General features: G+C 67.2%; 28 protein-coding genes. 7 read left to right on the plus strand and 21 right to left on the minus strand.

Translation table 11 applies throughout. The features are described from left to right. Window positions 1–92 precede the first annotated feature (92 nt). The 9 genes from VN11_RS13635 to VN11_RS13675 all read right to left on the minus strand — a co-directional run bounded on the left by VN11_RS13635 (window position 93) and on the right by VN11_RS13675 (window position 9,928). Window positions 93–2,276 (minus strand): PAS domain S-box protein, encoded by a 2,184-nt coding sequence (locus VN11_RS13635; RefSeq protein WP_053450134.1) that lies wholly within the window; start codon window positions 2,274–2,276, stop codon window positions 93–95. Window positions 2,277–2,485: 209 nt separating this feature from the next. After that, the gene (locus VN11_RS13640) at window positions 2,486–4,873 is read right to left on the minus strand and encodes a Tex family protein (protein ID WP_053450135.1); all 2,388 of its coding nucleotides are present in this window, start codon (window positions 4,871–4,873) and stop codon (window positions 2,486–2,488) included. 207 nt (window positions 4,874–5,080) lie between these two features. Continuing rightward, window positions 5,081–5,296 carry a hypothetical protein gene (locus tag VN11_RS13645; protein WP_006452005.1) on the minus strand — a complete coding sequence of 72 codons (216 nt, stop codon included), beginning with the start codon at window positions 5,294–5,296 and terminating at the stop codon, window positions 5,081–5,083. Window positions 5,297–6,011: 715 nt separating this feature from the next. Then, entirely contained in the window at window positions 6,012–6,464 is a 453-nt protein-coding gene (locus VN11_RS13650; RefSeq protein WP_053450136.1) for a hypothetical protein, read from the minus strand. Further along, window positions 6,461–6,664, minus strand: a complete 204-nt coding sequence (locus VN11_RS13655; protein WP_006452007.1) for a PspC domain-containing protein — start codon at window positions 6,662–6,664, stop codon at window positions 6,461–6,463. The genes VN11_RS13650 and VN11_RS13655 overlap by 4 nt, the downstream gene beginning before the upstream one ends. A 66-nt stretch (window positions 6,665–6,730) precedes the next feature. Further along, window positions 6,731–7,099 (minus strand): YfeK family protein, encoded by a 369-nt coding sequence (locus tag VN11_RS13660; RefSeq protein ID WP_053451343.1) that lies wholly within the window; start codon window positions 7,097–7,099, stop codon window positions 6,731–6,733. A 33-nt stretch (window positions 7,100–7,132) separates the two neighbouring features. Then, on the minus strand, window positions 7,133–8,200 hold the full coding sequence (locus VN11_RS13665; protein WP_053450137.1) for a class III poly(R)-hydroxyalkanoic acid synthase subunit PhaC: 1,068 nt from the start codon (window positions 8,198–8,200) through the stop codon (window positions 7,133–7,135). Continuing rightward, window positions 8,197–9,291 carry a class III poly(R)-hydroxyalkanoic acid synthase subunit PhaE gene (phaE, locus tag VN11_RS13670; RefSeq protein WP_053450138.1) on the minus strand — a complete coding sequence of 365 codons (1,095 nt, stop codon included), beginning with the start codon at window positions 9,289–9,291 and terminating at the stop codon, window positions 8,197–8,199. The genes VN11_RS13665 and phaE overlap by 4 nt, the downstream gene beginning before the upstream one ends. 22 nt (window positions 9,292–9,313) lie before the next feature. Then, entirely contained in the window at window positions 9,314–9,928 is a 615-nt protein-coding gene (locus tag VN11_RS13675) for a CDP-alcohol phosphatidyltransferase family protein (RefSeq protein ID WP_006452013.1), read from the minus strand. Between the two features lie 345 nt (window positions 9,929–10,273). Between VN11_RS13675 and VN11_RS13680 the strand changes: the two genes are divergently transcribed. Then, window positions 10,274–10,924: a class I SAM-dependent methyltransferase gene (locus VN11_RS13680; protein WP_053450139.1), complete on the plus strand. Its 651-nt coding sequence runs from the start codon at window positions 10,274–10,276 to the stop codon at window positions 10,922–10,924. A gap of 64 nt (window positions 10,925–10,988) precedes the next feature. On the opposite strand, the gene VN11_RS13685 is transcribed toward VN11_RS13680, so the two are convergent. The 5 genes from VN11_RS13685 to ppsR form a co-directional block, all read right to left on the minus strand. Further along, window positions 10,989–12,353: an MATE family efflux transporter gene (locus tag VN11_RS13685; RefSeq protein ID WP_053450140.1), complete on the minus strand. Its 1,365-nt coding sequence runs from the start codon at window positions 12,351–12,353 to the stop codon at window positions 10,989–10,991. Window positions 12,354–12,473: 120 nt separating this feature from the next. Next, window positions 12,474–13,103, minus strand: a complete 630-nt coding sequence (locus tag VN11_RS13690; RefSeq protein WP_053451344.1) for a DUF2239 family protein — start codon at window positions 13,101–13,103, stop codon at window positions 12,474–12,476. A 162-nt stretch (window positions 13,104–13,265) separates the two neighbouring features. Beyond that, window positions 13,266–13,754 carry an NUDIX hydrolase gene (locus VN11_RS13695; protein WP_053450141.1) on the minus strand — a complete coding sequence of 163 codons (489 nt, stop codon included), beginning with the start codon at window positions 13,752–13,754 and terminating at the stop codon, window positions 13,266–13,268. Between the two features lie 42 nt (window positions 13,755–13,796). Beyond that, window positions 13,797–14,306: a DUF1249 domain-containing protein gene (locus VN11_RS13700; RefSeq protein ID WP_053450142.1), complete on the minus strand. Its 510-nt coding sequence runs from the start codon at window positions 14,304–14,306 to the stop codon at window positions 13,797–13,799. 150 nt (window positions 14,307–14,456) lie between these two features. Further along, on the minus strand, window positions 14,457–15,278 hold the full coding sequence (gene ppsR, locus VN11_RS13705) for a posphoenolpyruvate synthetase regulatory kinase/phosphorylase PpsR (RefSeq protein WP_006452040.1): 822 nt from the start codon (window positions 15,276–15,278) through the stop codon (window positions 14,457–14,459). A 145-nt stretch (window positions 15,279–15,423) separates the two neighbouring features. Here ppsR and ppsA point away from each other — a divergent pair, with 145 nt between their 5' ends. Next, window positions 15,424–17,802, plus strand: a complete 2,379-nt coding sequence (gene ppsA, locus VN11_RS13710; RefSeq protein WP_053450143.1) for a phosphoenolpyruvate synthase — start codon at window positions 15,424–15,426, stop codon at window positions 17,800–17,802. Window positions 17,803–17,933: 131 nt separating this feature from the next. Then, window positions 17,934–18,818 (plus strand): mechanosensitive ion channel family protein, encoded by an 885-nt coding sequence (locus VN11_RS13715; RefSeq protein WP_053450144.1) that lies wholly within the window; start codon window positions 17,934–17,936, stop codon window positions 18,816–18,818. A gap of 105 nt (window positions 18,819–18,923) precedes the next feature. Here VN11_RS13715 and VN11_RS13720 read toward each other — a convergent pair whose 3' ends face one another. The 5 genes from VN11_RS13720 to VN11_RS13740 form a co-directional block, all read right to left on the minus strand. Then, on the minus strand, window positions 18,924–20,039 hold the full coding sequence (locus VN11_RS13720; RefSeq protein WP_053450145.1) for an alkene reductase: 1,116 nt from the start codon (window positions 20,037–20,039) through the stop codon (window positions 18,924–18,926). Window positions 20,040–20,198: 159 nt separating this feature from the next. Next, the gene (locus tag VN11_RS13725) at window positions 20,199–21,071 is read right to left on the minus strand and encodes an EcsC family protein (RefSeq protein WP_053450146.1); all 873 of its coding nucleotides are present in this window, start codon (window positions 21,069–21,071) and stop codon (window positions 20,199–20,201) included. Window positions 21,072–21,230: 159 nt separating this feature from the next. After that, complete coding sequence (gene orn, locus VN11_RS13730; protein WP_008268480.1) at window positions 21,231–21,803, minus strand: oligoribonuclease; 573 nt, start codon at window positions 21,801–21,803, stop codon at window positions 21,231–21,233. A 75-nt stretch (window positions 21,804–21,878) separates the two neighbouring features. Further along, the gene (tadA, locus tag VN11_RS13735) at window positions 21,879–22,403 is read right to left on the minus strand and encodes a tRNA adenosine(34) deaminase TadA (protein ID WP_053450147.1); all 525 of its coding nucleotides are present in this window, start codon (window positions 22,401–22,403) and stop codon (window positions 21,879–21,881) included. 75 nt (window positions 22,404–22,478) lie between these two features. Next, window positions 22,479–22,838 carry a winged helix-turn-helix transcriptional regulator gene (locus VN11_RS13740; protein ID WP_008265377.1) on the minus strand — a complete coding sequence of 120 codons (360 nt, stop codon included), beginning with the start codon at window positions 22,836–22,838 and terminating at the stop codon, window positions 22,479–22,481. A 78-nt stretch (window positions 22,839–22,916) separates the two neighbouring features. Here VN11_RS13740 and VN11_RS13745 point away from each other — a divergent pair, with 78 nt between their 5' ends. The 3 genes from VN11_RS13745 to VN11_RS13755 all read left to right on the plus strand — a co-directional run bounded on the left by VN11_RS13745 (window position 22,917) and on the right by VN11_RS13755 (window position 24,454). Further along, the gene (locus tag VN11_RS13745; protein WP_053450148.1) at window positions 22,917–23,684 is read left to right on the plus strand and encodes an NAD(P)H-dependent oxidoreductase; all 768 of its coding nucleotides are present in this window, start codon (window positions 22,917–22,919) and stop codon (window positions 23,682–23,684) included. Window positions 23,685–23,751: 67 nt separating this feature from the next. Next, the gene (locus VN11_RS13750) at window positions 23,752–24,189 is read left to right on the plus strand and encodes an acetyltransferase (RefSeq protein WP_053450149.1); all 438 of its coding nucleotides are present in this window, start codon (window positions 23,752–23,754) and stop codon (window positions 24,187–24,189) included. Between the two features lie 58 nt (window positions 24,190–24,247). After that, window positions 24,248–24,454 carry a hypothetical protein gene (locus VN11_RS13755; protein ID WP_053450150.1) on the plus strand — a complete coding sequence of 69 codons (207 nt, stop codon included), beginning with the start codon at window positions 24,248–24,250 and terminating at the stop codon, window positions 24,452–24,454. 22 nt (window positions 24,455–24,476) lie between these two features. Here the strand turns inward: VN11_RS13755 and VN11_RS13760 are convergent, their stop codons facing one another. Both VN11_RS13760 and VN11_RS13765 read right to left on the minus strand, forming a co-directional pair. Next, complete coding sequence (locus VN11_RS13760) at window positions 24,477–24,983, minus strand: GNAT family N-acetyltransferase (protein WP_053450151.1); 507 nt, start codon at window positions 24,981–24,983, stop codon at window positions 24,477–24,479. Between the two features lie 73 nt (window positions 24,984–25,056). Further along, window positions 25,057–25,314 (minus strand): YjhX family toxin, encoded by a 258-nt coding sequence (locus VN11_RS13765; protein ID WP_040007459.1) that lies wholly within the window; start codon window positions 25,312–25,314, stop codon window positions 25,057–25,059. 265 nt (window positions 25,315–25,579) lie between these two features. On the opposite strand from VN11_RS13765, the gene VN11_RS21885 reads away from it, so the two are divergent. Beyond that, on the plus strand, window positions 25,580–26,254 hold the full coding sequence (locus VN11_RS21885) for an HD domain-containing protein (RefSeq protein WP_238581815.1): 675 nt from the start codon (window positions 25,580–25,582) through the stop codon (window positions 26,252–26,254). Window positions 26,255–26,363 lie beyond the last annotated feature (109 nt).

Genomic DNA, 26,363 nt, shown 5'->3' on the forward strand with positions numbered 1-26,363 from the left:
CACCGCTGGAGTCGAGACTGGCCCATGCTCGCCAAATCAGCCAGCACGGGCAAATGAAACATCCTTCATCCACCACCACGGTGCGGGCCGGTTCAGCCCGTTTCGCCGTCGTCACCCGGCAGCTCGGACAGTTCGCCCTGCACCTGCACGTTGTTGCGGCCCATCGCCTTGGCCCGGTAGCACTGGGCGTCGGCCGCGGCCACAGCCTGGTCCACGCTCATGCCGCCGGCCAGCGGCGCGACACCGATACTGGCGCCGACCCGCAGCCGGTCCTGGTCCCAGGGAATGGACAGCGATGCCAGCGTATGCAGCAGTTCGCCACCGATGCGCGCTGCACGGCGCGGCGTGCAGCCGGACAGGATCACCGCGAATTCGTCACCGCCCAGCCGCGCCACCACGTCCGAGTCACGCACGCCATGGCGCAGCACACTGGCCACCGCCCACAGCACGGCATCACCAGCCAGATGGCCCCAGGTGTCGTTGACCGGCTTGAAGCGGTCCAGGTCGATGTACATCAGCGAGGCCGCCTGGCCGGTACGCTCGACGCGGGTGATGGCCTGCTGCAGGTGTACTTCGAAACCACGGCGGTTGCTCAGTTCGGTCAGCGGGTCGATCTCGGCCAGGTGCCGCGCCTCGCGCTGGCGCGCACGCTGCTGGGTGTCGTCGCGCAGCACCCAGACCGCACCGCGCACATGGCCTTCGTCATCGCGCAGCCACGCGCGGGTCAGGTCCACCGGTACCGTTGCCGTGCCCAGCCGCAACAGCAGATCGGCATGCAGGTCCACGGCATTGCTTTCCGGGTCCAGCAGCACCGAGACATCCAGCACTGAGCCCGGCGCGTATTCGGTGGTCAGCGCCAGCACGTCCTGCACCTTGTGCCCGGCCAGCGACAGTGCGCCATCGCCGGCCAGCATGCGCACGGCCGCAGCATTGGCATAGTCGATACGACCATCCAGGTTGACGCTGAGCACCAGGTCAGCCACCGCATCAAGCGTAAGGCGGCTGCGCTGCTCGCTCTCGAACAAGCGCTGCTCGCTGCTGCGCTGGGCGGTGATGTCCTGGATCTGCGACACGAAATGCACCGGCTGGCCATGCTCGTTGCGCACCAGCGACACCGACAACCGAGTCCAGATCACCCGCCCATCGCGGTCGAGATAGCGTTTTTCCAGGTGGTAGTGGCTGCGCCGCCCGGCCAGAAGATCGTGCACCAGCGCCAGATCGGCCTGCAGATCGTCGGGATGGGTCAGGCGCTGGAAATCGACCTGCAGCAGCTCTTCGCGCGGGTAACCCAGGATCCGGCACAGGGCGTCGTTCACGTCCAGCCAGCGCCCCTCCAGCGAAACCAGGGCCATGCCCAGCGCGGCGGACGTGAACGCACCGGCGAACTTTTCCGCCGACAGGCGGGCCTCGGCACGGGCCTGCAGGATCTCGGTGATGTCGATGGCCATGCCGACATAGCCGATGCGCACCCCGTTGGCCCCATCCATGCGGCTGATCGACAGGCGCACCTGCCGTGGCTGGCCATCCTTGCGAAGCAAGGTCCACTGCCGCGAGTAGGTCTGCCCGTCGGCACGCGCACTCAGCGCCTCGAACACGCCCGGAAGATTGCCCTCGGCATCGGCCAGCGGCTGCAGCCAGGCGTTCAGCTCGGCCGGATCATGGAAGGCGTCGAGCCGGCGCTGGCCGACCACCTCCGGAGCGCTGTAACCCAGCAGGCGTTGCGCACCGGTATTGAACAGGGTGATGGTGCCATCGGTATCGGTGGCGATCACCGCCACCTCGTCGGACGCATCGACCACCGCCTGCAGGCGCTGGCGGGTTTCGGCCGCATCCTGCCGCGCCTGCTGCAGCTCGGTCACGTCGGCATGCGCGCCGGCCATCCACAGCGGCCGGCCCTGCCCGTCCCATTCGAAGACCCGGCCGCGGTCCTGGATCCAGATCCACTGGCCGTTCCTGTGCCGCATGCGCAGCAGGCAGGCGTAGTTGTCGCTGCGGCCGGCGAAATGATCCTCCAGCGCGGCATCAGACAACGCGATGTCATCCGGATGTACCAGCTTCAGGAAGGTTTCCTGGCAGATCGGCTGCAGCTCTTCCAGGCGGTAGCCGACGATCTCGGCCCAGCGTGCATTGACCCGCATCTGGCCAGTCTGCACGTTCCATTCCCAGGTACCGGCCGCCGTGCCGTCGATGATCATCGCCAGCCGGCGCCGCTCTTCGGCCAACTCCTGCAGGCGTCGTTCAAGCAGCCCGTTGCCGTTGTTTCCCTGGCCCGCCATCAATCCGTTCCCCCGCCCGCGCAGGCACGCATCTGCCGCAGCGGCGCGCTGCAGCCTGCAACGAAGACGGCGGGTCGTGCTGGCGTCATGGCCCTCCCCAGCGACAGCGGGGGGGGCCGAACGCCTCCCCTCAAGCGCCAGTGTGCGCAATCACGGGGAAAACCGACAAGCCCCCCGCCCCGGATCAACCGTGACGGGGGCCACGATCCTCAACTGCGCTTGGCGCGGGCGAAGGCTTCGGCCAGGGCATTGTTGGCCGGTGCTGCCGACGCGCCGGGGCGGCCGCCATTGCCCTGGCCGCGGTTCGGCCCACGGTTCTGGCCGCCCGCGTCACGGCGCGGCCCCTGCCCCTGGCCGCGCTCGTCGCGCTGGCCCGGGCGGCTGGTGGCCTGGCCGGGGGTGTCGTCCAGGCGCCGGGTCAGGGCGATGCGCTTGCGCGCCACGTCCACCTCCAGCACCTTCACCTTGACGATGTCACCGGCCTTGACCACGTCACGCGGGTCTTTCACGAACGTATCAGACAGCGCCGAGATGTGGATCAGGCCGTCCTGGTGCACGCCGATATCGACAAAGGCCCCAAAGGCCGCCACGTTGCTGACCACGCCTTCCAGCACCATGCCCTCGCGCAGGTCCTTGATGTCCTCCACGCCCTCGGCGAAACGCGCCGCCTTGAACTCGGGGCGCGGGTCACGACCCGGCTTCTCCAGTTCCTTGAGGATGTCGCGCACGGTCGGCACGCCGAAGGTGGCATCGGTGAACTGCTCGGCCTTCAGCCCGCGCAGGAAGCTGCCGTCGCCGATCAGCGCCTTGATCGGGCGCGCCGTGCTGGCCACGATGCGCTCCACTACCGGGTAGGCTTCCGGGTGAACGGCCGAGGCATCCAGCGGCTGGTCGCCATCAGCGATGCGCAGGAAGCCGGCGCACTGCTCGAAGGTCTTTTCGCCCAGGCGCGCGACCTTCAGCAGGTCCTTGCGGCGCTTGAACGGGCCGTTGTCGTCCCGATGGCGCACGATGTTCTCGGCCACCGTGGCCGACAGGCCGGACACGCGTGACAGCAGCGCCGCCGAGGCCGTGTTCACGTAGACGCCAACGGCGTTCACGCAATCCTCGACCCGCGCATCCAGCGCCCGCGCCAGGCGGTACTGGTCCACGTCGTGCTGGTACTGGCCGACGCCGATCGCCTTGGGTTCGATCTTGACCAGTTCGGCCAGCGGATCCTGCAGTCGGCGCGCGATCGACACTGCGCCGCGCAGCGACACGTCCAGGCCCGGAAATTCCCTGGCGGCGAACTCGGACGCCGAGTACACCGACGCGCCGGCCTCGCTGACCACCACCTTCTGCAGCTTCGGGTTGGCGGCCGCTTTGATCGCTTCACCGGCCAGCTTGTCGGTCTCGCGGCTGGCGGTGCCGTTACCGATCGCGATCAGTTCCACGTTGTGCTTGGCGCACAGCTGCTTGATCGTCTGCAGCGACTGGTCCCACTGCCGGCGCGGCTCGTGCGGGTAGATGGTATCGGTCGCGACCAGCTTGCCGGTGGCGTCGACCACGGCGATCTTGCAGCCGGTGCGGATGCCCGGGTCCAGGCCCAGCACGGTCTTCGGGCCGGCCGGCGCGGCCAGCAGCAGATCCTTGAGGTTGTCGCCGAAGACTGCGATGGCCTCGGCTTCGGCCTTCTCGCGGGCCTGGTTGAACAGGTCCAGCAACAGGTGGGTGTGCAGCTTGGCGCGCCAGGTCAGGCGGCAGGCATCCAGCAGCCAGCGGTCAGCGGCTCGGCCCTGGTCGGCGATGCCGGCCTTGCGCGCCACGCGCCCTTCGGCGTACTGGTGGCCGACCTCGGCATCGTTGCCCGGGTCCAGCTCCAGGAACAGGATTTCCTCGCGCCGCGCACGGAACAGCGCCAGCAACCGGTGCGACGGGATCTTCGCCAGTGCCTCGGCATGCTCGAAATAGTCGCGGTACTTGGCGCCTTCGGTTTCCTTGCCCTCGGCCACGCGGGCGCGGATCACCCCTGTTTCGCCCAGCCAGGTGCGCAGCTCACCCACCAGCGCGGCGTCCTCGCCCCAGCGCTCCATCAGGATCGCGCGCGCGCCCTCCAGCGCGGCCTTGGTATCGGCCACGCCCTTGTCGGTATCGACGAAGCTGGCAGCAAACACCTGCGGGTCCTGCGTCGGATCGTCCAGCAGGCCATCGGCCAGCGGCTCCAGCCCGGCCTCGCGGGCGATCTGCGCGCGGGTACGGCGCTTGGGCTTGTACGGCAGGTACAGGTCTTCCAGACGGCTCTTGGTATCGGCCGCCAGGATGTCGTTGCGCAGCTCGTCGCTGAGCTTGCCCTGCTCGCCGATGCTGGCCAGCACCGCCGCGCGCCGGTCTTCCAGTTCGCGCAGGTAGGTCAGGCGCACTTCCAGGTTGCGCAGCTGGGTGTCATCCAGGCCCCCGGTCACTTCCTTGCGGTAGCGCGCGATGAACGGAACGCTGGCGCCCTCGTCGAGCAGGCCGACGGCGGCACGTACCTGGGCGGACTGGGCACCGATCTCGTCGGCGATGGTCTGGGCGATCTGCTGGGCGAGCGCGCTCTGGGCGTTCTTGGCGTCGTGCATTGCTTCAGGTCTGTGCCGCGTTACGGGAAGACCCCATTCTGGCAACCGACGACGGAGCCGGACAAGGCATTGACAGGCGGCGAGGTTCAGCGGCGTACCCGGAGTGGACGCCGGCATCCTGGCGGAGAGAGGGCTCGGACCGGCTCTGGGCTGGGATGCCGGCGCGGGCGCACGATGGTGGGCGCGCCCTGCCGCGTGTTGCGAAGGTCAGCGGTAGTGGCGGGCGGCGCGCTGCATGACGATGTCGTCACGCATGCTTTCCAGGGCCATCAGGCGGACCTTGCCGACACCTTGCAGTTCCATGAACCGCTCCGTGTAGAACTCTGGCCCCAGCGCGGTGTCGGCGCGGGATTTGCTGAAGCCGTAGGGCACCACGCCCTTCTCGCCATCCTTGCTACCACCGACATAAAGAACGATTGCCATGTGATGTATTCCTCCAAATTGCTACTGCGTACTGCACTCGATGAGCGATGCTGCGAGCTCATCGAGGGAGAGCTTACCGCGTCGAACCTGACTGGAACGTCACGAAGGCTAATGACGATCGGTTGCATGCAGATGACTGCGGGATCGCAGCAGAATGCTTACGGATCTTTAACTTCCGGCTAACGAATTCCCGAGGGATTCCCGCCAACGGCGCAGCCCCTCGTGGCTTGGTCGCGAAATGCGCTTCATGTGATTGGGTCGGTCGGGGTGGGTTCGCGGGACACGCCGTAAACCCGTCCATGGGGGCTCGATGGCGCCATCCATGGCGCCAACGGTCCCGCGAACCCACCCCGACCGCCCCCTGACAGTTTCCGTGCGCGTCCACCCACGGAGAAGAAAAAGAACAGCAAAAGCGGGTCGCGCGCTGCGCTTGCTCGTGAGCCGGGCATCGCTTGGCTCTACAGGAAGCAACAAAGCAGCCGGCCAGGCCGCTTTTGCTTTTGATCTTCTTTTTTCTTTTCCGTGGCTGGACGCGCACGGAAACTGTCAGCGGCCGGGTGGGTGGGGGTGGCGGGGTATCCGCGGCATGGATGCCGCGGCTAAGCCCCCATGGATGGGTTCACGGCGTCCCCGCCAGCCCCACCCACCCGGCCAGCCCCCAGGAAGCAGGGATTCCGCGACCAAGCCACGAGGGGCTGCGCCGTTGGCTGGAAACCTACGGCCACCAACCCTGCCCGAACCGGGCGTAATGATCCGCCGCGCGCTCGAACGGATTGCGCGCGCTCACCCCGCCGCACAGCAGGTACACCGGCAGGTACAGCGGCCCCAGCACCAGGTACTGGTAGACGTGCGCGCGCTCGTGGTCATCCAGCCGGATCAGTGGCTCCACGCCCCACCCGGCCTGATGCGCATAGGTGCGACAGGACATGCCCAGGTCGTGTCCGGTATGCAGGATCACATTGCCCAGCGTGATCGCCCCGCCCGGCCCCCACGGCCAGTGATCAAAGATGAGCGCACAGTCGCGGGCGCTCCAGCGCAGCGTCGCCCCACCCAGCAGGCCCGCCAGGCCACCGATCAGGCCGATCAGCGTATTGGGCAGCGTCCATACCGCGCCCAGCACCTGCAGCGCGCGCAGCCAGAGTGGCCAGGGCCGGGAGGTGGCGTTCAATCGGCCTCGTTCGGGATCAGCAGCCACAGGATCAGGTAGACCAGGATGCCGGGGAAGGCCGCCGAGCCGATCGAGACCAGCACGAACACGATCCGTACCAGGGTGGCATTCCAGCCGAAGCGATGGGCAATGCCACCCATCACGCCGGCAATCATGCGGTCGTTCAACGAACGCGACAGCGTGCGTGGCGTGGTGTTCATGGTGGCATCTCCTCGGGAACCAGAAAGCGCAGTCAAGCGCGGCTCGACTCTACACCCCGGCCATGTCTACGGCGCGCGTTGGCGCAGGGCCTGCAGGCGGGCGCCGAACCAGGCCGCAGCCGTCTGTTCAGGCTGCCCGGGACATTGGATGCGATAGGGCTTGCCGCTCATGCTGCTCTGGCTGGCCGCGCGCTCGATGAACTGCTCGGCGCTGTCGACCATGTCCTTCTTCAGCAGGTAGTCGTACTTGCGCTGCAGGTGCACGCGCGCATCGCTGCCGTCGTACCAGCTGCCATTGCGCTGGAACCGGCACTGCGAACCGTCGAGGCTGGAGATCAACTGGGCGATCTCGCGTTGCGCCTGCGGGCCAGGGGCGGCGTGGGCCAGGGGTGCCGCCAGCAGTGCGGCAAGAATCAACGAAATCCGGTACGTCATCATCCCCCCAAGGGCAGTCGAGCAAGCTCGACTCTACAGGTCGCGAGCCTTCAGCCAGCCATCGATCGTGGCCGGCACTTCGCGTTGTGCGCGACCGGACACGTAAATGCCGATATGGCCGCCGCGGAAACTGGACTCGGTGTAGTCCTCGGTGCCCAGACGCCCGCGCATCGCGCGCGACGCATCCGGCGGCACCAGATGGTCCTGCTCGGCGTAGATGTTCAGCACCGGCAGGGTCACCTGCGACAGATCCACCGCCTCCTCGCCGATCCGCACCGTGCCATTCACCAATCCATTGCCCTGGTAGAACTGCTTGATGAAGTCACGGAACGCTTCGCCTGCCAGATCCGGTGAGTCGAAGATCCACTTCTCCATGCGCAGGAAATCCTCCAGCGCGGCCTTGTCATCGAGGATGTCGAGCAGGCCCACGTACTTCTGCACGTTCAGGCGGAACGGCTTGAGCATCAGGTAGCTGGCATTCATCAGATCGGCCGGGATGTTGCCCAGCGTGTCGACCAGCAGGTCCACGTCCACCTGCCGCGCCCAGTGCGAGAGCATGTTGTCGGCGGTCTGGAAATCGACCGGGGTGACCATGGTGATCAGCTTGCCCAGCTTGTGCCGGCGCAGCGCGGCGTAGCACAGCGCGAACACGCCGCCCTGGCAGATGCCGAGCAGGTCCACCGGTCCACCACTGCGCTGGCGCAACACGTCCACCGCGCCATCGATATAGCGCAGCAGATAATCCTCCAGGGTCTGGAAGCGTTCGGAGCGGTCCGGGTAGCCCCAGTCCAGCACGTATACGTCCTGGCCCAGCGCCAGTAGCTTCTGCACCAGTGAGCGATCAGCCTGCAGATCGACCATGTACGGCCGGTTGACCAGCGCGTAGACAATCAACAGCGGCGTGCGCCGGGTCGGCGCCTGTTCGCCCACGAAGCGATACAGCACCACCTTGCCGTCGCGCCAGACTTCCTCGCGGGCGGTCACGCCATAATCCACGTCCTCCACCTGCGGCAGCAGCGTGAGCCCTTCCAGCAGCTTGCGCTGCATGGCCAGGGTTTCCTGCATCAGGTCGTCGGCGTTGAAGCCCAGCGGTCCCTTCATCGGTCACGCGTCCGTGACGAGGTGCGGGCGGCGGCCTTCTTCGCAGGCGCCTTCCTTGCGGGCACTTTTTTTGCAGGCGCCTTGCTGGGGGCCGCCTTGTTGGCAGGTGCGGCCTTCTTCGCCGCCTTGCGCGCGGCCGGCTTCACTTTCGCCGGGGCCGGCTGCGCCACGGGATCCACGGTGGCGGTACCCGCCAGCACCGCCACCTGCGCCTGCAGTCGACGCAGGCTGCGCTCCAGCTCGGCGATGCGGCGGTGCGCGGCGTCCATCTCGCTGCGGGTCGGCAGGCCGACGCGCTCACTCATCTGTTCCACCTCGCGCTGCAGGCCGGCGCGCAGGCGCATCTGTGCGTTGCCCAGCGAGGCGTACACCTGCTGGAACGGCTCGGACATGGCGACCTTGGCGTAGGCCTCTTCGGCCACTTCGATCCACAGGTCGAACATCGCGCGGGCGCTGGTCAATTGGCTGCCGGGCTGCTCGTGCTGGGCCAGGCGCTGTTCGAACAACGCGAAGGCCTCGTCCAGCGCCTGCTTGATCTGCTCGACGTAAGCGCGCGAATGCTGCTGGTATTCCTCCTGCGCGCGCAGCAGCGCCTGCCAGCGCGCCTGGTGCTCGCGGCCCGGACCAAACGCCGGGCTCTGCAGCCATGGGCCCGCCTGCAGCTGGAACTGCTGCAGCCAGGCGGCGAATTCGGGCACGGCGGCGCCGGCGTGGGTGCTGCCACGAGCGCCCTGCAGCATCCATTGCAGCATGCCATCACCCTGCCCCTGCACCGCCTCGCGCCAGGCCTGGGCCACGTCGGCGCTGCTGGCGTCGCGGCCGGCGAATCGCGCGGCCACGTCCTGCATGGTGCCGTACCAGCTACCGGCCTGTTCGCGGAACCGGCGCACCGCGTCTTCCGGCGCGCCCGGCCCCTGTTCGGGCAGCAGCTGGCCCCACTCGTCGAACAGCCGCTGCCAGCTGCCCGGGCCATCGCCAGCCGGGGCGCCAGGCGTCGCCGCGTGGCGCAGGGCATCTCCCCAGGCGCCGAAGTACTGCCGGGCCAGGGCTTCGAAATCGCTGCTGCCGGCGTCGTGGGCCGAGCTGGTCATCGCAGGCCTCCGCAGGGCTGGGTCATGGCTTGGGAATACGCAGGGTCTTGCTGATCATCAGCGACCCGGACAGGGCGAACAGCAGCACCATCGGGTGCAGCTGCCACGGGCCGATCTGCCATTGGCCGAACCAGATTTCCTGGCCGATGGCGCCGGTGCCTGCCGCAATCGCCAGCACGATCACCAGTACCAGGCTGGTCGGGATCGGGGTGCCCTCGAAATACGTGACCTTGCCCTCGTCGCCCGTCATTGCCTCGGCGGTGACGTTGTAGCGCGCCAGGCGGCTGACGCCGCAGCAGACGAAATAGCTCAGCACCAGCCAGTCCCACCCGCCCTGCATGCCACAGGCATAGGCCAGTGCGGCCGGGGCCACACCGAAGGAGATCACGTCCGACAGCGAATCCAGCTCGCGGCCCAGGGTGGAGCTGGATTTGCGCCAGCGCGCGATGCGCCCGTCCAGCGCGTCGAAGATGAAGGCCAGCGGGATCAGCGCCATGCCGAACATCAGGTAGCCGCGCTCGCCGTCCTGCAGGAAGCGCATTGCGGCGAACACCGCACCGGTGCCGCAGAAAGCATTGGCCAGGGTGAACCAGTCGGCCAGCTGGAATTCGCGCAGCATCGAGAAGTGACGTTTCATGGGGTCTCACGGAGCATCAAGGCCCACAGGTTACCGCGAGCGCCGCCGCTGGCGACAGCACTGGCCGCGCCGATCCTTCACCGCTCCCTCACCTGTCCTCACCGGCGGTGAATTTTTCGCCACCCATCTTGACAGCCTAGGGGGGTGGCGCCTGTCGCCGCTTATCCACAAAGTTGCCCACGCGTAATCCACACCCCCTGTGGACAACCAGATCTCACCGACTGCGACGCTGGACATTTCCTCATCACCCTGAAGCGGGGTTCCCCTACTTCCCAAGCTGCGAAGGCAGCGCTATGGTCGTCGGCGGACCCCGCCGCCGCCACGTCCAGATTCCCGCGACGGACGATGATGATGCTGGATGCTTCCACCCTGGCCGCGCAGCTGCGGCACCCCCACGGCGACGCCGCACAGGCTGTGGCCGAATCGATGAACCGCAGCAATGGCGCGCTCAACCGGGCCGCGATCGGCCTGCTGGCGGTGACCTCAGGCGAACGGGTGCTGGAGATCGGCCCCGGCAACGCTGCGTTTGCGCCGCTGCTTCTGCAGGCCAGCGACAGCCGCTACCTGGGCATCGAACTGTCCAGCGCCATGGTCGAGGCCGGCAACCGGCAGCTCGTCGCCGCCGGGCTGGCCGAGCGGGCCGGGATGCGTCATGGCGACGCCCATGCCCTGCCGATCGCCGATGCCGCGATGGACGCGGCACTGGCCGTCAACACCCTGTACTTCTGGCCAGACCTGGCGCCGGTGCTGGGCGAACTGGCACGGGTCGTGCGTCGGGGTGGCCGGCTATGCCTGGCCTTCGGCGATGCTGCCTTCATGCGCAGCCTGCCGTTCACCGCCGATTTCCAGTTGCACGAACTGGATGCAGTGGAGCTGGCGCTGCGTGTCGCCGGGTTCAGCGTTTCTGCCTGGCGCAGCCACCGCGAAACCGCGCCCGGCAACGATGGCCAGGCCCGCGAAAAGCACTTCCATCTGCTGCTGGCACAGCGGCGCTGACGTGGTAGAGCCGGCCGCTGGCCGGCTGCCCCGACCGTTCCGCGTTGCCGGCCAGCGGCCGGTATTACCCGCCTTGCACCCGTCGCCGCCAACGCGCGAAACAGAACACCTGCATCACCAGCATCGCCAGCAATCCCAGCGGCCACGCCCACCACAGCCCGGCCAGCCCATGCCGCGCCTGCAGCCACATCGCCAGCGGCAGTTCCACCAGCAACACCGCCGACATGCCCAGCAACGCTGGCAGCAAAACCGTGCCGCTGCCACGCATCACCCCGACCAGCACCGCGGTGACACCCATTGCCAGCACGCCCCAGACCACCGTACGCAGCTGCAGCGCGGCCAGTTCGCGCACCTCCGGCGCCGCCAGGATCAGGCCGCTCAGCCAGGGCGCCAATGCCATCACCAGCATCACCACCGCCGCCAGCAACGCCAGCCCCAGCAGCACGCCGGTGCGGGCGATGGCCGGCAACCGCGCCGCACGCCCCGCGCCCATCGCGTGGGCCGCAAGGATGGTGGCGGTGATGCCCAGCGACATGGCTGGCAACTGCACCCAGCTCATCAACTGGTTGACCGCACCGTAGGCCGCCGTGGCCGTGTAGCCGTAGCGGTTGATCCAGCCCAGCAACACGATCTCGGCAATGGCCAGGCTGAACATCTGCAGCGAAGACGGTACGCCGATGTGCAGCATCGAGCGGATCAGCCCCCGATCGAAACGGATGGCGCGCAGCAGATCGTGGCCCGGTGCCAACGGGTGTGCCAGACGATGCCAGCGCCACAGCAACCAGACCAAGGCCAGCAGCGAAGCGAACACCGCCGAGACCGCCGCACTGGCCGCACCCAGCCTCGGCAGGCCGGCCCAGCCCAGGATCAGCAGTGGCGTGCACAACAGGCCCACCCCTGTGGCCAGCAGCAGCGCGTGCAATGGCGTCTTCGCATCGCCCACCGCGCGGCTTACGGCGGTCGCCAGCCACAGCAGGAAGAAGGCCGGCGCCCCCAGCAACAACACGCGCGCATAGGCGATGGCCTCGTCCAGGATCGGTGCCGGCGTACCCAGTGCTGCCAGCAGCTGCGGCGCGAAGAGGCCGCCCACCGCCATCGCCAGCACCGACAGCGACAGCACCAGCGCCACCGCGCTGCCTGCCACCGCTCGCGCCTGGTGTGGCCGACCGGCGCCCCAGGCCTGGCCGATCAGCACCATCGCACCGGTCGCCAGGCCCATCACCAGCGCCAGCAGCAGGAAAAAAGCCGGGAAGAATGCGGCGGCGGCTGCCACGGCCTGCGTGCCAAGCAGGTGCCCCAGATAGATGTTGTCCAGTGTGCCTGCGGCCAACTGCAGCGCATTGGTCAGCAGCATCGGAAGCAGCAGGGTCAGATAGGTGCGCCACAGCGGCTGCGCAACCGGCGCAGCAGGAGATGCAGGAGGGTTCATCGGAGTCTCTGGGCAAGGCGCTGCCCTGCCCGGCGTTTCAGCCAGCAAAGAGCGCGCACGAAGGGAACGGGCCGTGGCCCGCGATCAGGTGAAGCGCTCGCTCAGTGAGCGCGGGGTGTTTCAGCCGTCGGCAGTGCTGGCAGGGTCATCGAACGCCAGGCGCAGGGCATGCGTGCGCACGTCGTCGGGCCACGCATGCAATGCCGTTCTAAAACCCGCTCGGTCATGCGCGAACAGGAGGCGGATGGCGTCCTCGAAGCCCGGCAGGTCGCCGCCGATGGTCTGCAGGAAGTGATAGGCACGCTCGCTGTCCCGGCGCTGCCGATCCCTGTCCGCGCCGGCACGGCTGGCCGATTCCACCAGCCTGCGCAGCACCACCGAGGCCCCGCCCGGCTGTTCGGCCAGCCACGCCCAATGGCGCGGCAGCAGTGTCACTTCGCGGGCAACCACGCCCAGCTTGGGTCGACCGCGGCCGCGTGGGATTGCAGGTGTATCGTCGACCGGGGTTTCCGGATCCGCTTCCACGGCCGGCGGGAACGCCTCGGCCACCCGCGCCAGCAGCTGCGCATCCGTGCCGCGCGTATCGAAATCGCGGGTGCGGCCGGTGGCGTTGTCGAACACCAGCAGCGGACCGGCGGCGTTGTCGGCGCGCAGCTGTTTCAGCGCCAACGCGGCGACTTCCGGGGTACCGGACGCCACCAGGCGATGGCCGTCGAAACAGCTGAACGGAGGAAGTCGGGACGCAGGCATGGCAAGGGCACCGGAGGCGATGCGCAAATATTGCCCGGGTAATTTGTGACTGTCAATATTGTCCGGGTATTAATTGACCGGAAGAGCGTGCCAACCAAGGTTGGCACCCACCAGAAGGGTTGGCACCCACCCGAAAGGTTGGCACCCACCCGATTCGCCGGGTCACAGCCGGCTGAAGGACCAGCTCACCATGCGGCCGTCCTTGTACGGCATCACGCCGTGGAACGGGCGCGGGTCGGCATCGAACACCAGCGGCAGGAAATTGCGGTCGCCCTCCCACATCGGCAGCGTGTCCAGCTTGTCCAGCTCCACCCATTCCAGCGTGCCTTCATGGTTGCCACCGTGCGGAGTACCTTCGAAGCCATCGATGACGAACACGAAGCCGAGCCAATCCTCGCCGTGCTTGCCGAAGCCGGGCCAGCTGATGGTGCCGCGCAGGCGCATGCCGGTGCAGTCGATGCCGGCCTCCTCCTGGATCTCGCGGCGCATGCTGGCGGCCACGTCCTCGTCCGCTTCGATCTTGCCGCCCAGCCCGTTGTACTTGCCCAGGTGATGGTCTCCCGGGCGGGTATTGCGGTGGATCATCAGCACCTGGCGACGATCAGGCGAAAGCACGTAGCCCAGGGTGGCGACGATCGGGGTGTACGGCATGGGGCAGCATCCAGCGGCAGGTCAGCCCCGGATTATGGCCGATCAGCGCACCAGCGACAGGCGGCGCTCGGTCGGCGTGCGGATGCCGTCGGAATCGCGACGCAGGGTGGCGACGCCGTGGCCGCGCTCGGCCAGGTATTCCAGCCACTTGCCGAGGAAGGTGTTCATCCGCATGCGGTGGCTGATCAGCTCTGCCGGCGGCGGATACAGGCCCATCGTGTCCTGCCAGCGGCGGCCGACGTAGCAGTGGGTGGTCTCGGCCTGGCGCGCGTCGCGGTACAGGCGCACATAGGCCGACGGATCGGGCTCGCCGGTGACCGGGTCGGCCAGGTCGTAGGTCAGGCGCAGTTCCACCGTGTAGCGGTGGCATTCGATCACGTCCAGGCGCACGTCCAGGCCATCACCCACCGAAGAGATGTAGCTGCCCGCAACCAGCTCGGCCGGCGCGAACAGGCGCACCAGGTGGCGGTAGTTTTCCGCGTACAGGCCCATGAGCCAGCTCAGCCGGCTCAGGCGGGGGATACGTTCGGTGCGGGGCGAGGCGTGGGCCATGGGTCGATCCTACACGTTGGTGCTTCAACGTGGGGGCGGGATCGCCCCGACCAAAGGGGCTCGGAATCGACCAACGGTCGATACCCACCGTGGAGGAGGGGCAATGCCCGCCACGTAGGTAGGCCACGACCGTTGGTCGTGGCGCACGGATCAATACAGCTCGCGCTGCAGCCCCAGCGTAGCCAGCACCTTGCTGGAAATCTCCTCGATCGAGGTGTGGGTGGTGCTCAGGGTCGGAATGCGCTCCATCTGGAACATCACTTCGGCCGCGGCGACCTCGCGCTTGCAGGTATCCAGGTTGGCGTAGCGCGAATTCGGGCGCCGTTCCTGGCGGATCTGCTGCAGGCGGTCCGGGTCGATGGTCAGCCCGAACAGCTTGCGCCGGTAGTTGCGCAGGCGCGGCGGCAGGCGGTCGCTTTCCAGGTCTTCGTCGGTCAGCGGGTAGTTGGCCGCGCGCACGCCGTAATGCAGGGCCAGGTAGATGCAGGTGGGCGTCTTGCCGGCGCGCGACACCGCCACCAGGATCACGTCGGCATCGTCGTAGTTCACCGCGATGCCATCGTCATGGGTCAGGGCGAAGTTCATCGCGTTGATGCGGCGGTGGTAGGTGTCGAAATCGACCATGCCGTGGGCCTGGCCGACCCGGGCCAGGCGCGGGCTGGCCAGCTCGCGTTCCAGCGGCTCGATGAACGGTGCGAACACATCCAGCATCAGCGCCCCGCTGTCGGCCAGGATCAGGCTCAGGCTCTGGTCCACGCAGGAGTTCACCACGATCGGCCGGACCTGGTACCGCTCCCCTGCCGCCTGGATCCGGGCACAGGCTTCACGCGCCTTTTCGGGGTCGTCGACAAACGACATGCGGTCGGTAATGAAGCTGAACCCGGAGAACTGGGTCAGCAGGCTATGCCCAATGGTTTCAGCGGTGATACCGGTTCCATCGGAAACGTAGAACACCGGACGGATGGTCGACATGCGCGCTTTTACCCCCTACGAAGCCTAAAAAGGCCGCCAGCACAAGCTTGTGCCGACGGTGGTCTGCCCGGCATCATATCGGCTTCTTCCTACGGACGCGGCCATTCCAGCCCGCCTCGGGCGATGGCCAAACGGAGCATCGCGCTTGAACGAGAACATCCTGTGGTTGCACGAACTGCGTCTGGCCGACCTGGCCCGCGTAGGCGGCAAGAATTCGTCGCTGGGCGAGATGATCGGCAACCTTGCCGGTCTGGGCGTGTCGGTGCCGGGCGGTTATGCCACCACCGCTGAAGCCTTCAAGGACTTCATCGCGCACAACGACCTGTCCAAGCGCATCTTCGACAAGCTGGCCACGCTGGACGTCGAGGACGTCAACGCGCTGACCGCCGCGGGCAAGGAAATCCGCACCTGGGTGATCGATGCCCCGCTGCAGCCGCAGCTGGACCAGGACATCCGCACCGCCTACGCCCAGCTGAGCGCCGACAACGGCGGCGGCGACGTGGCCGTGGCCGTGCGCTCGTCGGCCACCGCCGAGGATCTGCCGGATGCGTCCTTCGCCGGCCAGCAGGAAACCTTCCTCAACGTCACCGGTGCCGACGATGTCGTGCACAAGGTCAAGGAAGTGTTCGCCTCGCTGTACAACGACCGCGCCATCGCCTACCGCGTGCACCACGGCTTCAAGCATGAAGACGTGTTCCTGTCGGCCGGCGTGCAGCTGATGGTGCGTTCGGGCGTCGGTTCCTCCGGCGTGCTGTTCACCCTGGACACCGAGTCCGGCTTCCGCGACGTGGTGTTCGTCACCTCTTCCTTCGGCCTGGGCGAAATGGTCGTGCAGGGCGCGGTCAACCCGGACGAGTACTACGTCTACAAGCCCACCCTGCAGGCCGGCAAGCCGGCGATCCTGCGCCGCTCGCTCGGCAGCAAGGCGATCCGCATGGTGTATTCGGATGTCCCCGGCGAGCGCGTCAGGATCGAGGACACCCCGGCCGAACTGCGCAACACCTTCTCGATCAGCGACGAGGACGTGCAGGAACTGTCCAAGCAGGCCCTGGTCATCGAAAAGCACTACGGCCGCCCGATGGACATCGAGTGGGCCAAGGACGGTGTCAGCGGCAAGCTGTTCATCGTGCAGGCGCGCCCGGAAACGGTGAAGTCGCGCAGCCACGCCACCCAGATCGAACGCTTCGCGCTGACCGAAAAGGGCGGCAACGTGCTGGCCGAGGGCCGTGCCGTCGGTGCCAAGATCGGTTCGGGCGTGGCCCGCGTGGTGAAGACGCTGGACGACATGAACCGCGTGCAGCCGGGCGACGTGCTGATCGCCGACATGACCGACCCGGATTGGGAACCGGTGATGAAGCGCGCCTCGGCCATCGTCACCAACCGCGGTGGCCGCACCTGCCACGCCGCGATCATCGCGCGCGAGCTGGGCGTGCCGGCCGTGGTCGGTTCGGGCAACGCGACCAAGGTCATCGAAGATGGCCAGCTGGTCACCGTCAGCTGCGCTGAAGGTGATACCGGCTTCATCTACGAAGGCAAGCTCGGCTTCGAACGCACCACCACCGATCTGGGCAACATGCCACCGGCACCGCTGAAGATCATGATGAACGTGGCCAACCCGGAACGTGCCTTCGACTTCGGCCAGCTGCCGAACGCCGGCATCGGCCTGGCCCGCCTGGAAATGATCATCGCCAGCCACATCGGCATCCACCCGAACGCGCTGCTGGAATACGACCGCCAGGACGCGGCGACGAAGAAGAAGATCGACGAGAAGATCGCCGGTTATTCCGACCCGGTCGGCTTCTACGTGGACCGCCTGGCCGAAGGCATCGCCACCCTCACCGCCTCGGTCGCACCGAACGCGGTGATCGTGCGCCTGTCGGACTTCAAGTCCAACGAGTACGCCAACCTGATCGGCGGCAGCAACTACGAGCCGCACGAAGAGAACCCGATGATCGGCTTCCGCGGCGCCAGCCGTTACGTCGACCCGAGCTTCTCGGCCGCCTTCGCGCTGGAGTGCAAGGCCGTGCTGCGCGTGCGCAACGAAATGGGCCTGGACAACCTGTGGGTCATGATTCCGTTCGTGCGCACCCTGGAAGAAGGCCGCAAGGTCATCGAGGTACTGGAACAGAACGGCCTGAAGCAGGGCGAGAACGGCCTGAAGATCATCATGATGTGCGAAGTGCCGTCCAACGCACTGCTCGCCGATGAGTTCCTGGAGATCTTCGACGGCTTCTCGATCGGCTCCAACGACCTGACCCAGCTCAGCCTGGGCCTGGACCGCGATTCGTCGATCGTCGCGCACCTGTTCGACGAACGTAACCCGGCAGTGAAGAAGCTGCTGTCGATGGCGATCAAGTCGGCACGTGCCAAGGGCAAGTACGTCGGCATCTGCGGCCAGGGCCCGTCCGACCATCCGGATCTGGCCGAATGGCTGATGCAGGAAGGCATCGAGTCGGTGTCGTTGAACCCGGATACCGTGGTCGACACCTGGCTGCGCCTGGCCAAGCACAAGGCCAATGGTTGATCCATTGATGGGCTGACGTCGCTTTCATTGGCGTCCGCCCATACTGCAGCTGCATGCACGCCCCGCCTCTGCGGGGCGTGCCTGTTTCTGGCGTTCGCATACGCCATGACGACTGCTGCAAAGGAGCCCGCATGATTGCTGTCACCGCCCCCGCCACGACCTGGTTACATTCGCTGGATTGGGAACGCCTGTTCGAAACCTACGGCGTGCCGCTGCTTGCCGCCATCGTGGTGCTGCTGGTCGGCATGTGGCTTGCAAGACGGGTGTCCAATACCCTGCCGCGTGCAACGGCAAGGGTCGGCATGGACCCGATGCTCGGGAATTTCATGCGAAACGTGGTGTATTCGGCCTCGCTGGTCATCGTGGTCGTGCTGGCCATCAATACGCTGGGCGTACCGATTTCCCCGCTGCTGGCCGTGCTCGGCACCGCCGGCCTGGCCGTCGGCCTGGCATTGAAGGATTCGCTGTCCAACATCGCCTCCGGGGTGATGCTGGTGACCCTGCGCCCGTTCCGCGTTGGCGATGTGGTGACCGTGGCCGGGCAGACCGGCACCGTGCGCGAAGTGCGCATCTTCCAGACCGTCATCACCGGCGCGGACAACCAGCACACCACCATTCCCAACACGCTGATCACCGCCGCGCCGATCATCAACCTCACCGCCGAGCCGACGCGCCGCGTCGAACTGGTGGTCGGCATCGGTTACGAGGACAACATCCAGCTGGCGCGCGACACCGCGCTGGCACTGATGAAGGCCGATCCGCGCGTGCTGCAGACGCCGGTACCGGACGTGGTGGTGTACGAGCTGGGCGCGCACGCCATCAACCTCGGCATCCGCTGCTACGTGAAGTCGGCCGACTGGTTCGGCACCAAGGTCACGCTGCTGGAACAGCTCAAGCTGGGCTTCGACAAGGCTGGCATCAACATTCCGTACCCGCAGCAGGACATGCACCTGTACCTGCATGGCAAGGATGGCGGCGTGGTCGAGGCCGATGCACTGGTGCGCGACAAGCCCTGACGCACGACGGTAGTGCCGGCCGCTGGCCGGCATCACCACAGGCAGCACCGGGAATGCCGGCCAGCGGCCGGCACTATCATGAACCGCGCAGACCGGCCATCGGCGTCAGGCCTCGACGGCCGCTTCCAGCGCCGGGTAATCGGTAAACCCGACCGCACCACCGCCGAAGAACGTCGCCCGGTCCGGTGGATTCAATTCGGCACCCGCGCGCAGGCGCTCGGGCAGATCCGGATTGGCGATGAACGGCCGGCCGAAGCCGATCAGGTCGGCCCAGCCCTCAGACAGCGCCTGCTCGGCGCGCTCGGTGGTGTACTTGCCGGCATAGATCAGCGTGCCCGGGTAGACCATGCGCAGCGCCTGCTTGAACGCGACTGGCATCAGCGGCGCATCATCCCAGTCGGCCTCGGCGATATGCAGGTAGCCCACGCCAAGTTCGCCCAGCAGGTGCGCGGCCGCCAGGTAGGTCGCCTGCGGCGTATCGTCCACCGCGCCCTGCAGGGTGGTCAGCGGCGCCAGGCGCACGCCGACGCGCTCAGCACCGGCCACCGCCACCACCGCCTGCACCACCTCGCGCAGGAAGCGCAGCCGGTTCTGCAATGCGCCACCGTAGCCGTCGGTGCGCTGGTTGGCCTGCGAGTCGATGAACTGGTTGATCAGGTAGCCATTGGCGCCGTGCAGTTCGACGCCATCGAAGCCAGCAGCGAGCGCATTGCGGGCGGCCTGCGCGTAGTCGGCGATGATGCCCGGAATCTCATCCTCGGCCAGTGCACGTGGCATCGAGTGCTGGATCATTTCGCCCACGCCCGCCTCCGGGCCTGCGCCGGTCCGGTCGACGAACACCTTCACGCCTTCGGCCAGCAACGCCGAGGAAGACACCGGCGCCACGCCCCCGGGCTGCAGGGCCACGTGCGAAACCCGGCCGACGTGCCACAGCTGCGCGTAGATGCGACCACCGGCCGCATGCACGGCATCAGTCACCTGGCGCCAGCCCTGCACCTGCTCATCGCTGTGGATGCCGGGCGTCCAGGCATAGCCCTGGCCCTGCGGGCTGATCTGGGTACCTTCACTGACGATCAGGCCGGCGCTGGCACGCTGCGCGTAGTACGCGGCCATTTCGGCGGTAGCGACATTGCCGCCCGTTGCACGCGAGCGTGTCATCGGCGGCATCACGATGCGGTTGGGCAGGGTCAGGGCGCCCAGGCGGTGGGGGGTGAACAGCATGGCGGCAATCTCTTGCGGGGGGAGTACCGGCAAGGATGGGGATGGAGCCCGCAGCACAACAGGCGCATCGTGGCAAAACAGTTGTGCCCGGCAGGCAAGGATGGCCTGGCCTGGGGTCGGATCCCTTTGCGACGCAAAGGGCTCTGCCCACCGAGCCGGTTACAGCGTCGGCTCGATCAACACGCCACCGTGCGCCACCCGGTCGTAGCAGGCGCGCACCACGTCTTCGCCGTACTTGCGTTCCAGCCGGCGCACGATGAAATGGCCGCGCGCCATGTCCTGGTAGTAATCGGTGAACATGGTGTTGAGCGTTGCACCGGCTGCCGCACCCACGATCGGCACCGCCTGTGCGGCGAACTTTTCGGTGACCACCACGCCGAAACGGGCGGCCACCTTCTCCACCATCTTCGCCAGCAGCTTGCCGGCTTCCTTCGGCGCCACGCCCAGGGTCAGGTCGCGCCCCGTCACCACGCGCCCGGCCAATTCGGCCGACAGGTGCCGCATCACGTCGGTGGTGAAGCCGCGGGCCAGGTAGTAGCCGGTCTCGCTGGCGTCATCGCGCGGCGAGTTGCCGCCCAGCGCGAACACCTCCAGGCAGGCCTGGCGGGTACTGAACTCGGACAGGTCAAAGCCCTCGCTGCGGGCCACGTCGGCCACCGCGCGCATCATGATGGTGGTCGACACCGGCAGCTCGATGAACAGTGCAGCGAAGCCAAAGGCCCCGCCAACCGCGCCCGAGGTCGCCGCTGCCAGCTTGTGCCAGCGCGTGGAGGCGCCCTTGCCGGGGCTGTTGTCCATGCTCCACAGCGCCGCCTGCGCCGACTTCGACAGCGCCGCCTGCACCGCGCCATGGATACGGCCGGAGACCGCCTTGGGCAGCGCCTTCACCGCGAATTCCAGTGGCGTGCCGACCAGGTTGGCCATGCGCGCGGTCAGGGTCGGCGCTTCCAGCAGGGTTACCGCCCGCTGCAGGTCGGACCAGTCGCGGGCATCGTGGGCGATGTCGCGGGGGAGCAGGATGGGCTCGTTCATGGCGCCGATCTTAGCGCCAGGGAGTTGAACGGAGGGTAGTGCCGGCCGCTGGCCGGCAACCTGATACACGTCACGAAGGCCGCTGAATTGCCGGCCAGCGGCCGGCACTACCAGTTCGCGTGTCACCCGGTAGCGCCGGGCCATGCCCGGTGGCGTCGTTCAAGCAGTCGGCAGGCCCGACAGCGCGCCCATGAACTGGCGGTAGTGGCGCAGCTCGGCGATCGAGTCGTGCACATCGCTCAGCGCGGTATGGTTGCTGTTCTTGCCGACCCCGGCGGCCACGGTCGGCGCCCAGCGCTTGGCCAGCTCCTTCACCGTGGACACGTCCAGGTTGCGGTAATGGAAGTACTTCTCCAGGCGCGGCATCTGGCGATGCAGGAAGCGGCGGTCCTGGCAGATGGAGTTGCCGCACATCGGCGACAGGCCGGCCGGAATCCACTGCGCCAGGAAGTTCACCGTCTGCGCCTCGGCCTGGCCAAGCGTGGTGGTACTGTCCACCACACGCTGCCACAGGCCCGAACGGCGGTGCTGGTTGCGGTTCCACTCATCCATCGCCTCCAGTGTTTCCACCGGGTGATGAATGGCGAACTCCGGCCCTTCGGCCAGCACGTTGAGCTGGGCATCGGTGACCACGGTGGCAATCTCGATGATCGAATCGTTGTCGGTATCCAGCCCGGTCATTTCCAGGTCGATCCAGATCAGTCGTTCGTTGGCCGCGCCGTTGTCCGCCATTATGTCGCCTCGTTGCTGGGCAGGCGCGCGGCCTACCGGATAGGGAAAGAGGCGCCCATCATACCCGTTCGCCGTTCAGCCCTCGTCGGCGTGGCCTTCCAGCAGCAGCGGCGGCTTGCCCCGCTTGGCACGGAAATAATTGGTCAGGCGCGTGCTGGCTTCCTTGGCCAGGACGCCGCCGTGGATCTCGACGCGGTGATTGTGGCGGGCGTCGCCGAGCAGATCGAACACGCTGCCACACGCCCCGGTCTTGGGGTCGCTGGCCCCGTAGACCAGGCGCGAGACGCGCGCATGCACGATCGCCATCGCGCACATCGCACACGGCTCCAGGGTCACGTACAGGGTGCTGCCAAGCAGCCGGTGATTGGCCAGCAGCCTGCCCCCTGCCCGCATGGCCACGATCTCGGCGTGCGCGCTGGGATCGTGCGAGGCGATGTTGAGATTCCAGCCCTCGCCCAGCAGCTGGCCATCGGCGCCGACCAGCACCGCCCCGACCGGAATCTCGTCGAACTCGCGCTGCGCGCGTTCGGCCAGCGCCAGTGCATGGCGCATCCAGTGCTCATCGGCGTCGTGCACCGGTACACCCAGGGTGTCGGTCATGGCGGTTCTCGCGTCGTTGCTGGGCCAGGATGGCCGCCGGGGCGATAGTGTACGCCCCGGCTCGTGCAGGCGTCGCTAACGCGCGTCGAAGCGATCGCGGGCCGCATCCAGTGCGGGGAAGTTGTGCTCGGCCCAACGGTCCAGCGCAGCCAGCGTGTCGACCAGGCTGCGCGCGACCTCGGTCAGCCGGTACTCCACGTGCAGCGGCTTGCTGCCCCGGTCGCAGCGCTCAACCAGGCCGTTGCGCTCCAGTTGCCGCAGGGTCTGGGTCAGTACTTTCTGCGAGAGGCCTTCGATCTTCCGCAGCAGCGCGCCATTGCGCATCGGTCCCTGTGCCAAGGCAGGCAACAGCAGCATCACCCACTTGCCGGAGATCAGCGCCAACGCATCGCGCGCCGAGCAGTCCGCCGCATAGACATCGCCGGGAAAGGCCATGGTTACCTCAAGGTGCGTAATTGCCGGGGTGCGCCGGCCTCGCGAGGATGGTCGCACACTCCATCACGCCCTTTCCGCATGCATGCCCTGATCCTGCTGGCCCATCCCGAACCGCGCTCGTTCAATGCCCATCTGGCTGCCCAGGCAACCGAGCAGCTGCAACATGAAGGCCTGCAGGTGGACATGATCGACCTGTACGCGGATGCCTTCGACCCGCTGGAAGCGGCCCGTCACCATCCGCAGCGCCTGCGGCCCGGCCGCTTCGATGCGCAGCGCGAGCAGCGGCACAGCGCCGAGCAGGGACAGCTGCCGGCCGAGTTGCAGCGCCACCTGCGCCTGCTGCGGGCCACCGACCTGCTGATCCTGCAGTTTCCGCTGTGGTGGTTCGCGGCGCCGGCCATGCTGAAGGGCTGGCTGGATCGCGTGCTGGTCTACGGACCGATCTACAACAGCCGGCAGCGCCACGAGCACGGCATGATGCGCGGCAAGCGAGCGTTGCTGAGCGTCACCACCGGCTCATCGGCGCGGGCATGCGCGGTGGACGGCCGCGAGGGCGACACCCGGCTGCTGCTGTGGCCGTTGATGTACAGCCTGCGCTACGTCGGCTTCGAGGTGATGGAGCCGCACGTGGTGCATGGTGTGCGTTCCGGGCTTCCGCCCGAACGTGTGCAGGCACACAATGCCGCGCTGGAGGCCGCCACCGGCAACTACCGTGAACGGCTGGCGCACTGGCAACAATGGCCGAGCGTGCCGTTCAACAACAGCGAGGACTTCGAGGAGGGCGTCGTGCTTCGTGCGGACGCAACCGCGTTCAGCCCCTTCATCCGCCATCGCAACGGGAAATGAATCCACGCCTGCAGCCATCGCCCGGAATCTGCATACTGCACATTCTTCCGAAGCACCTTGGTGACCCATGACCACCCTGCGCCCCTCGCGCGCCGACGACGGCGCCGCCCTCGTCGACCTGTGGCGTCGCGCCGTCGACGCCACCCACGACTTCCTCAGCGCCGAAGATCGCCAGGCCATCGATGCAGAAGTGGCCGGTTTCCTGCCGCAGGCGCCGATGACCGTCGCCGCTGATGCTCAGGATCGCCCACTGGGTTTCATGCTGATCGACGGCAGCCACATGGAAGCACTGTTCATCGACCCGGACGTGCGTGGCACCGGCATCGGCCGGCAGCTGCTGCAGCATGCACTGGCCCTGCATCCGCAGCTGAGCACCGACGTCAACGCGCAGAACGCGCAGGCCGTGGGTTTCTACCTGCGCATGGGCTTTGTCGAAACCGGACGCTCACCTGTGGATTCACAGGGCCGCCCGTATCCGTTGATCCATCTGCGGCACAACGGCTGACATTCTCCAGCAGCCGCCCCATGCTAGCGTGGCCGCTTCGAATCGAGGAATGCCGTGCATGGATGGTGCAAAAGCCCTGATGACCCTGTTCGCGCTGGGCATCAGCCTGGTCTGGATCCTGGTGCCGTTCGCCATCTTCGCCGTGCGCAATCTGTTGCGCGAGGTGCTGGTCGAGCAGCGCCGCACCAACGAACTGCTCGAGCATATCGGCGGCTACCGCATTCCCAGGCCGCAACCCGAACCGACCGCCTGGCGCGCGCCCTGAGCAGGAGCGCGCCAGGCCCGGCTCAGGAGGTGGCCTCGAATGCCGGTGAGTACTGCACCTCGCCCTGCGCCATCGGTGGGCGCAGGCAGAGGGCCTGGAAGTACTCCGCGGGCACGCCCGGCAGTATCAGGCCTGGGTCGGCGCGGAAACCGAAGCGTCCGTAATAGCCCGGTTCGCCCAGCAGCACGCAGCCCCGTGCTCCCTGCTGGCGCAGGGCTTCAAGCGCGGCACGCATCAGCGCCGCACCAATGCCCTGCCCTTGCCATCCGGGCAATACCGAGATCGGACCGAGGCCGAACCAGCCGCTGCTGCCATCGCTGATCGCCACCGGCGAAACCGCGACATGGCCAACCCGCTCGCCATCGGCCTCGGCCACCAGCGAGACCGCCAGCTCGCCACGCGCGCGCAGTGCATCGACGATGAAGTGTTCGGTATGGCTGCTGTGCTCGGCGGTAGCGAAGGCTGCGGCTGTCAGCGCATGGATGGCGGCGATGTCGGCCGCGGCTTCATTGCGGAGGGTGTAGTTCAAGGGGCACCTCGATCGATGCGGCGCACCCGGGCAGCGGGTACGCGGTGAAGGAAAAGGATTGCCATGGCGTGCATCAGCGATTGTCCAGCTGCGGGCGCACCGCAACCAGTCCGGCGCGGTTGATGCGGTAGGGACGACCGTCATGCGAACTGATCAGGCGCTTGTTCTTCAGCTTTTTGAAGACGGCCAGCGTGCAATCGCTCAGCAACAGGCCTTCACGATTGAAGCATTCAACGCTGCGGACACGGCCAGAGCCGTCGCGGCTGAAGGCAATGCAGCCGCCCTGGGCGAGAACGTGCAACGTCCTCTGCTCCGCTCGGGAGATATTCATGGGAAAAGAGATCCTGCGTAATCGGAAATGCGGACGACACGGGCTGCCAACGGCACCCGGCCAGGGGAACACGCATTCGATAACCACTCCCGGCAGACACACGGGAAGGGTTATCCGATGACGGCAATCTCCAACATGAAAAACTACACTCGGCAGGCGCCTGCGTGCTGCAGGCACGCGCACGTTACCCAGCCGCCTGCGGCGGGTCAACCTCGGCACTACCGCGATTGGGCGATAATTTATCTTTCATCCGCAGGAGCCGACGATGCAGCAGCCAACGATGGACTGGGTCGCGCAGGCGCGCGCACTGGCGACCCAGGCCCATGCCGGGCAGCAGGACAAGGCAGGCCAGCCCTATATCGAGCATGTGGCGCGCGTGGCGGCGGCGATCCATGACGATGACATGGCCAAGGCGGCTGCCTGGCTGCACGACGTGGTCGAGGACTGCCCCCAGTACGCGGCGCAGGTGCAGGCGTTCCCGGCGCCGATCCGTGACACCGTGAGCCTGCTCAGCCGGCACACCGCCGCTGATGCCGATCAGTACTACGCGCGCATCCGCCAGCATCCACTTGCCCTGAAGGTGAAGTTGGCCGACATCGCCGACAACGCCCACCCGCGCCGGCTGCTGCAGCTCGCCCCGGCACTGGCAGACCGCCTGCGCAGCAAGTACGCCGCCGCGCTGGTCGCCCTTGGCGGCCAACGCGCGGCCACCGCCACACCCGCTACGGCAACCACACGGCTGCTGCAGCTGATGGATGCAGCACGCACGTTGGCAGCGCTGGCCAGCGAACCTGAAGTGACCGCCGGCGGCGGCCAGGACGCTCCGTACCCACGCCAGGCGGCGCTGCTCACCGTATGCGAAGTCGTGCGTGCCGAAGTGGAGGCACAGATGACACCGGAGACCTTCGTCATCTGGAGCGACATGTACGTGCAGCCCTGACCACCGCCCGATGCAGCCCGGGTGCCACCGGTCAAACGCTGATTCTTGGCCATGGGCACTGATCACTGCTGCGGTGCAGCAGTACAATGGGCGGCTCCCCGTCCCCATC

This window comes from Stenotrophomonas maltophilia (genome assembly GCF_001274595.1).
GTDB classification, from domain to species: Bacteria; Pseudomonadota; Gammaproteobacteria; order Xanthomonadales; family Xanthomonadaceae; genus Stenotrophomonas; species Stenotrophomonas forensis.

Coding starts and splice junctions, on each gene's coding strand:
- VN11_RS13635 (WP_053450134.1), bottom strand. CDS start 2,276: ATGGCGGGCCAGGGAAACAACGGCAACGGGCTGCTTGAACGACGCCTG.
- VN11_RS13640 (WP_053450135.1), bottom strand. CDS start 4,873: ATGCACGACGCCAAGAACGCCCAGAGCGCGCTCGCCCAGCAGATCGCC.
- VN11_RS13645 (WP_006452005.1), bottom strand. CDS start 5,296: ATGGCAATCGTTCTTTATGTCGGTGGTAGCAAGGATGGCGAGAAGGGC.
- VN11_RS13655 (WP_006452007.1), bottom strand. CDS start 6,664: ATGAACACCACGCCACGCACGCTGTCGCGTTCGTTGAACGACCGCATG.
- VN11_RS13660 (WP_053451343.1), bottom strand. CDS start 7,099: ATGACGTACCGGATTTCGTTGATTCTTGCCGCACTGCTGGCGGCACCC.
- VN11_RS13665 (WP_053450137.1), bottom strand. CDS start 8,200: ATGAAGGGACCGCTGGGCTTCAACGCCGACGACCTGATGCAGGAAACC.
- phaE (WP_053450138.1), bottom strand. CDS start 9,291: ATGACCAGCTCGGCCCACGACGCCGGCAGCAGCGATTTCGAAGCCCTG.
- VN11_RS13675 (WP_006452013.1), bottom strand. CDS start 9,928: ATGAAACGTCACTTCTCGATGCTGCGCGAATTCCAGCTGGCCGACTGG.
- VN11_RS13680 (WP_053450139.1), top strand. CDS start 10,274: ATGATGATGCTGGATGCTTCCACCCTGGCCGCGCAGCTGCGGCACCCC.
- VN11_RS13685 (WP_053450140.1), bottom strand. CDS start 12,353: ATGAACCCTCCTGCATCTCCTGCTGCGCCGGTTGCGCAGCCGCTGTGG.
- VN11_RS13690 (WP_053451344.1), bottom strand. CDS start 13,103: ATGCCTGCGTCCCGACTTCCTCCGTTCAGCTGTTTCGACGGCCATCGC.
- VN11_RS13695 (WP_053450141.1), bottom strand. CDS start 13,754: ATGCCGTACACCCCGATCGTCGCCACCCTGGGCTACGTGCTTTCGCCT.
- VN11_RS13700 (WP_053450142.1), bottom strand. CDS start 14,306: ATGGCCCACGCCTCGCCCCGCACCGAACGTATCCCCCGCCTGAGCCGG.
- ppsR (WP_006452040.1), bottom strand. CDS start 15,278: ATGTCGACCATCCGTCCGGTGTTCTACGTTTCCGATGGAACCGGTATC.
- VN11_RS13715 (WP_053450144.1), top strand. CDS start 17,934: ATGATTGCTGTCACCGCCCCCGCCACGACCTGGTTACATTCGCTGGAT.
- VN11_RS13720 (WP_053450145.1), bottom strand. CDS start 20,039: ATGCTGTTCACCCCCCACCGCCTGGGCGCCCTGACCCTGCCCAACCGC.
- VN11_RS13725 (WP_053450146.1), bottom strand. CDS start 21,071: ATGAACGAGCCCATCCTGCTCCCCCGCGACATCGCCCACGATGCCCGC.
- orn (WP_008268480.1), bottom strand. CDS start 21,803: ATGGCGGACAACGGCGCGGCCAACGAACGACTGATCTGGATCGACCTG.
- tadA (WP_053450147.1), bottom strand. CDS start 22,403: ATGACCGACACCCTGGGTGTACCGGTGCACGACGCCGATGAGCACTGG.
- VN11_RS13740 (WP_008265377.1), bottom strand. CDS start 22,838: ATGGCCTTTCCCGGCGATGTCTATGCGGCGGACTGCTCGGCGCGCGAT.
- VN11_RS13745 (WP_053450148.1), top strand. CDS start 22,917: ATGCATGCCCTGATCCTGCTGGCCCATCCCGAACCGCGCTCGTTCAAT.
- VN11_RS13750 (WP_053450149.1), top strand. CDS start 23,752: ATGACCACCCTGCGCCCCTCGCGCGCCGACGACGGCGCCGCCCTCGTC.
- VN11_RS13755 (WP_053450150.1), top strand. CDS start 24,248: ATGGATGGTGCAAAAGCCCTGATGACCCTGTTCGCGCTGGGCATCAGC.
- VN11_RS13765 (WP_040007459.1), bottom strand. CDS start 25,314: ATGAATATCTCCCGAGCGGAGCAGAGGACGTTGCACGTTCTCGCCCAG.
- VN11_RS21885 (WP_238581815.1), top strand. CDS start 25,580: ATGCAGCAGCCAACGATGGACTGGGTCGCGCAGGCGCGCGCACTGGCG.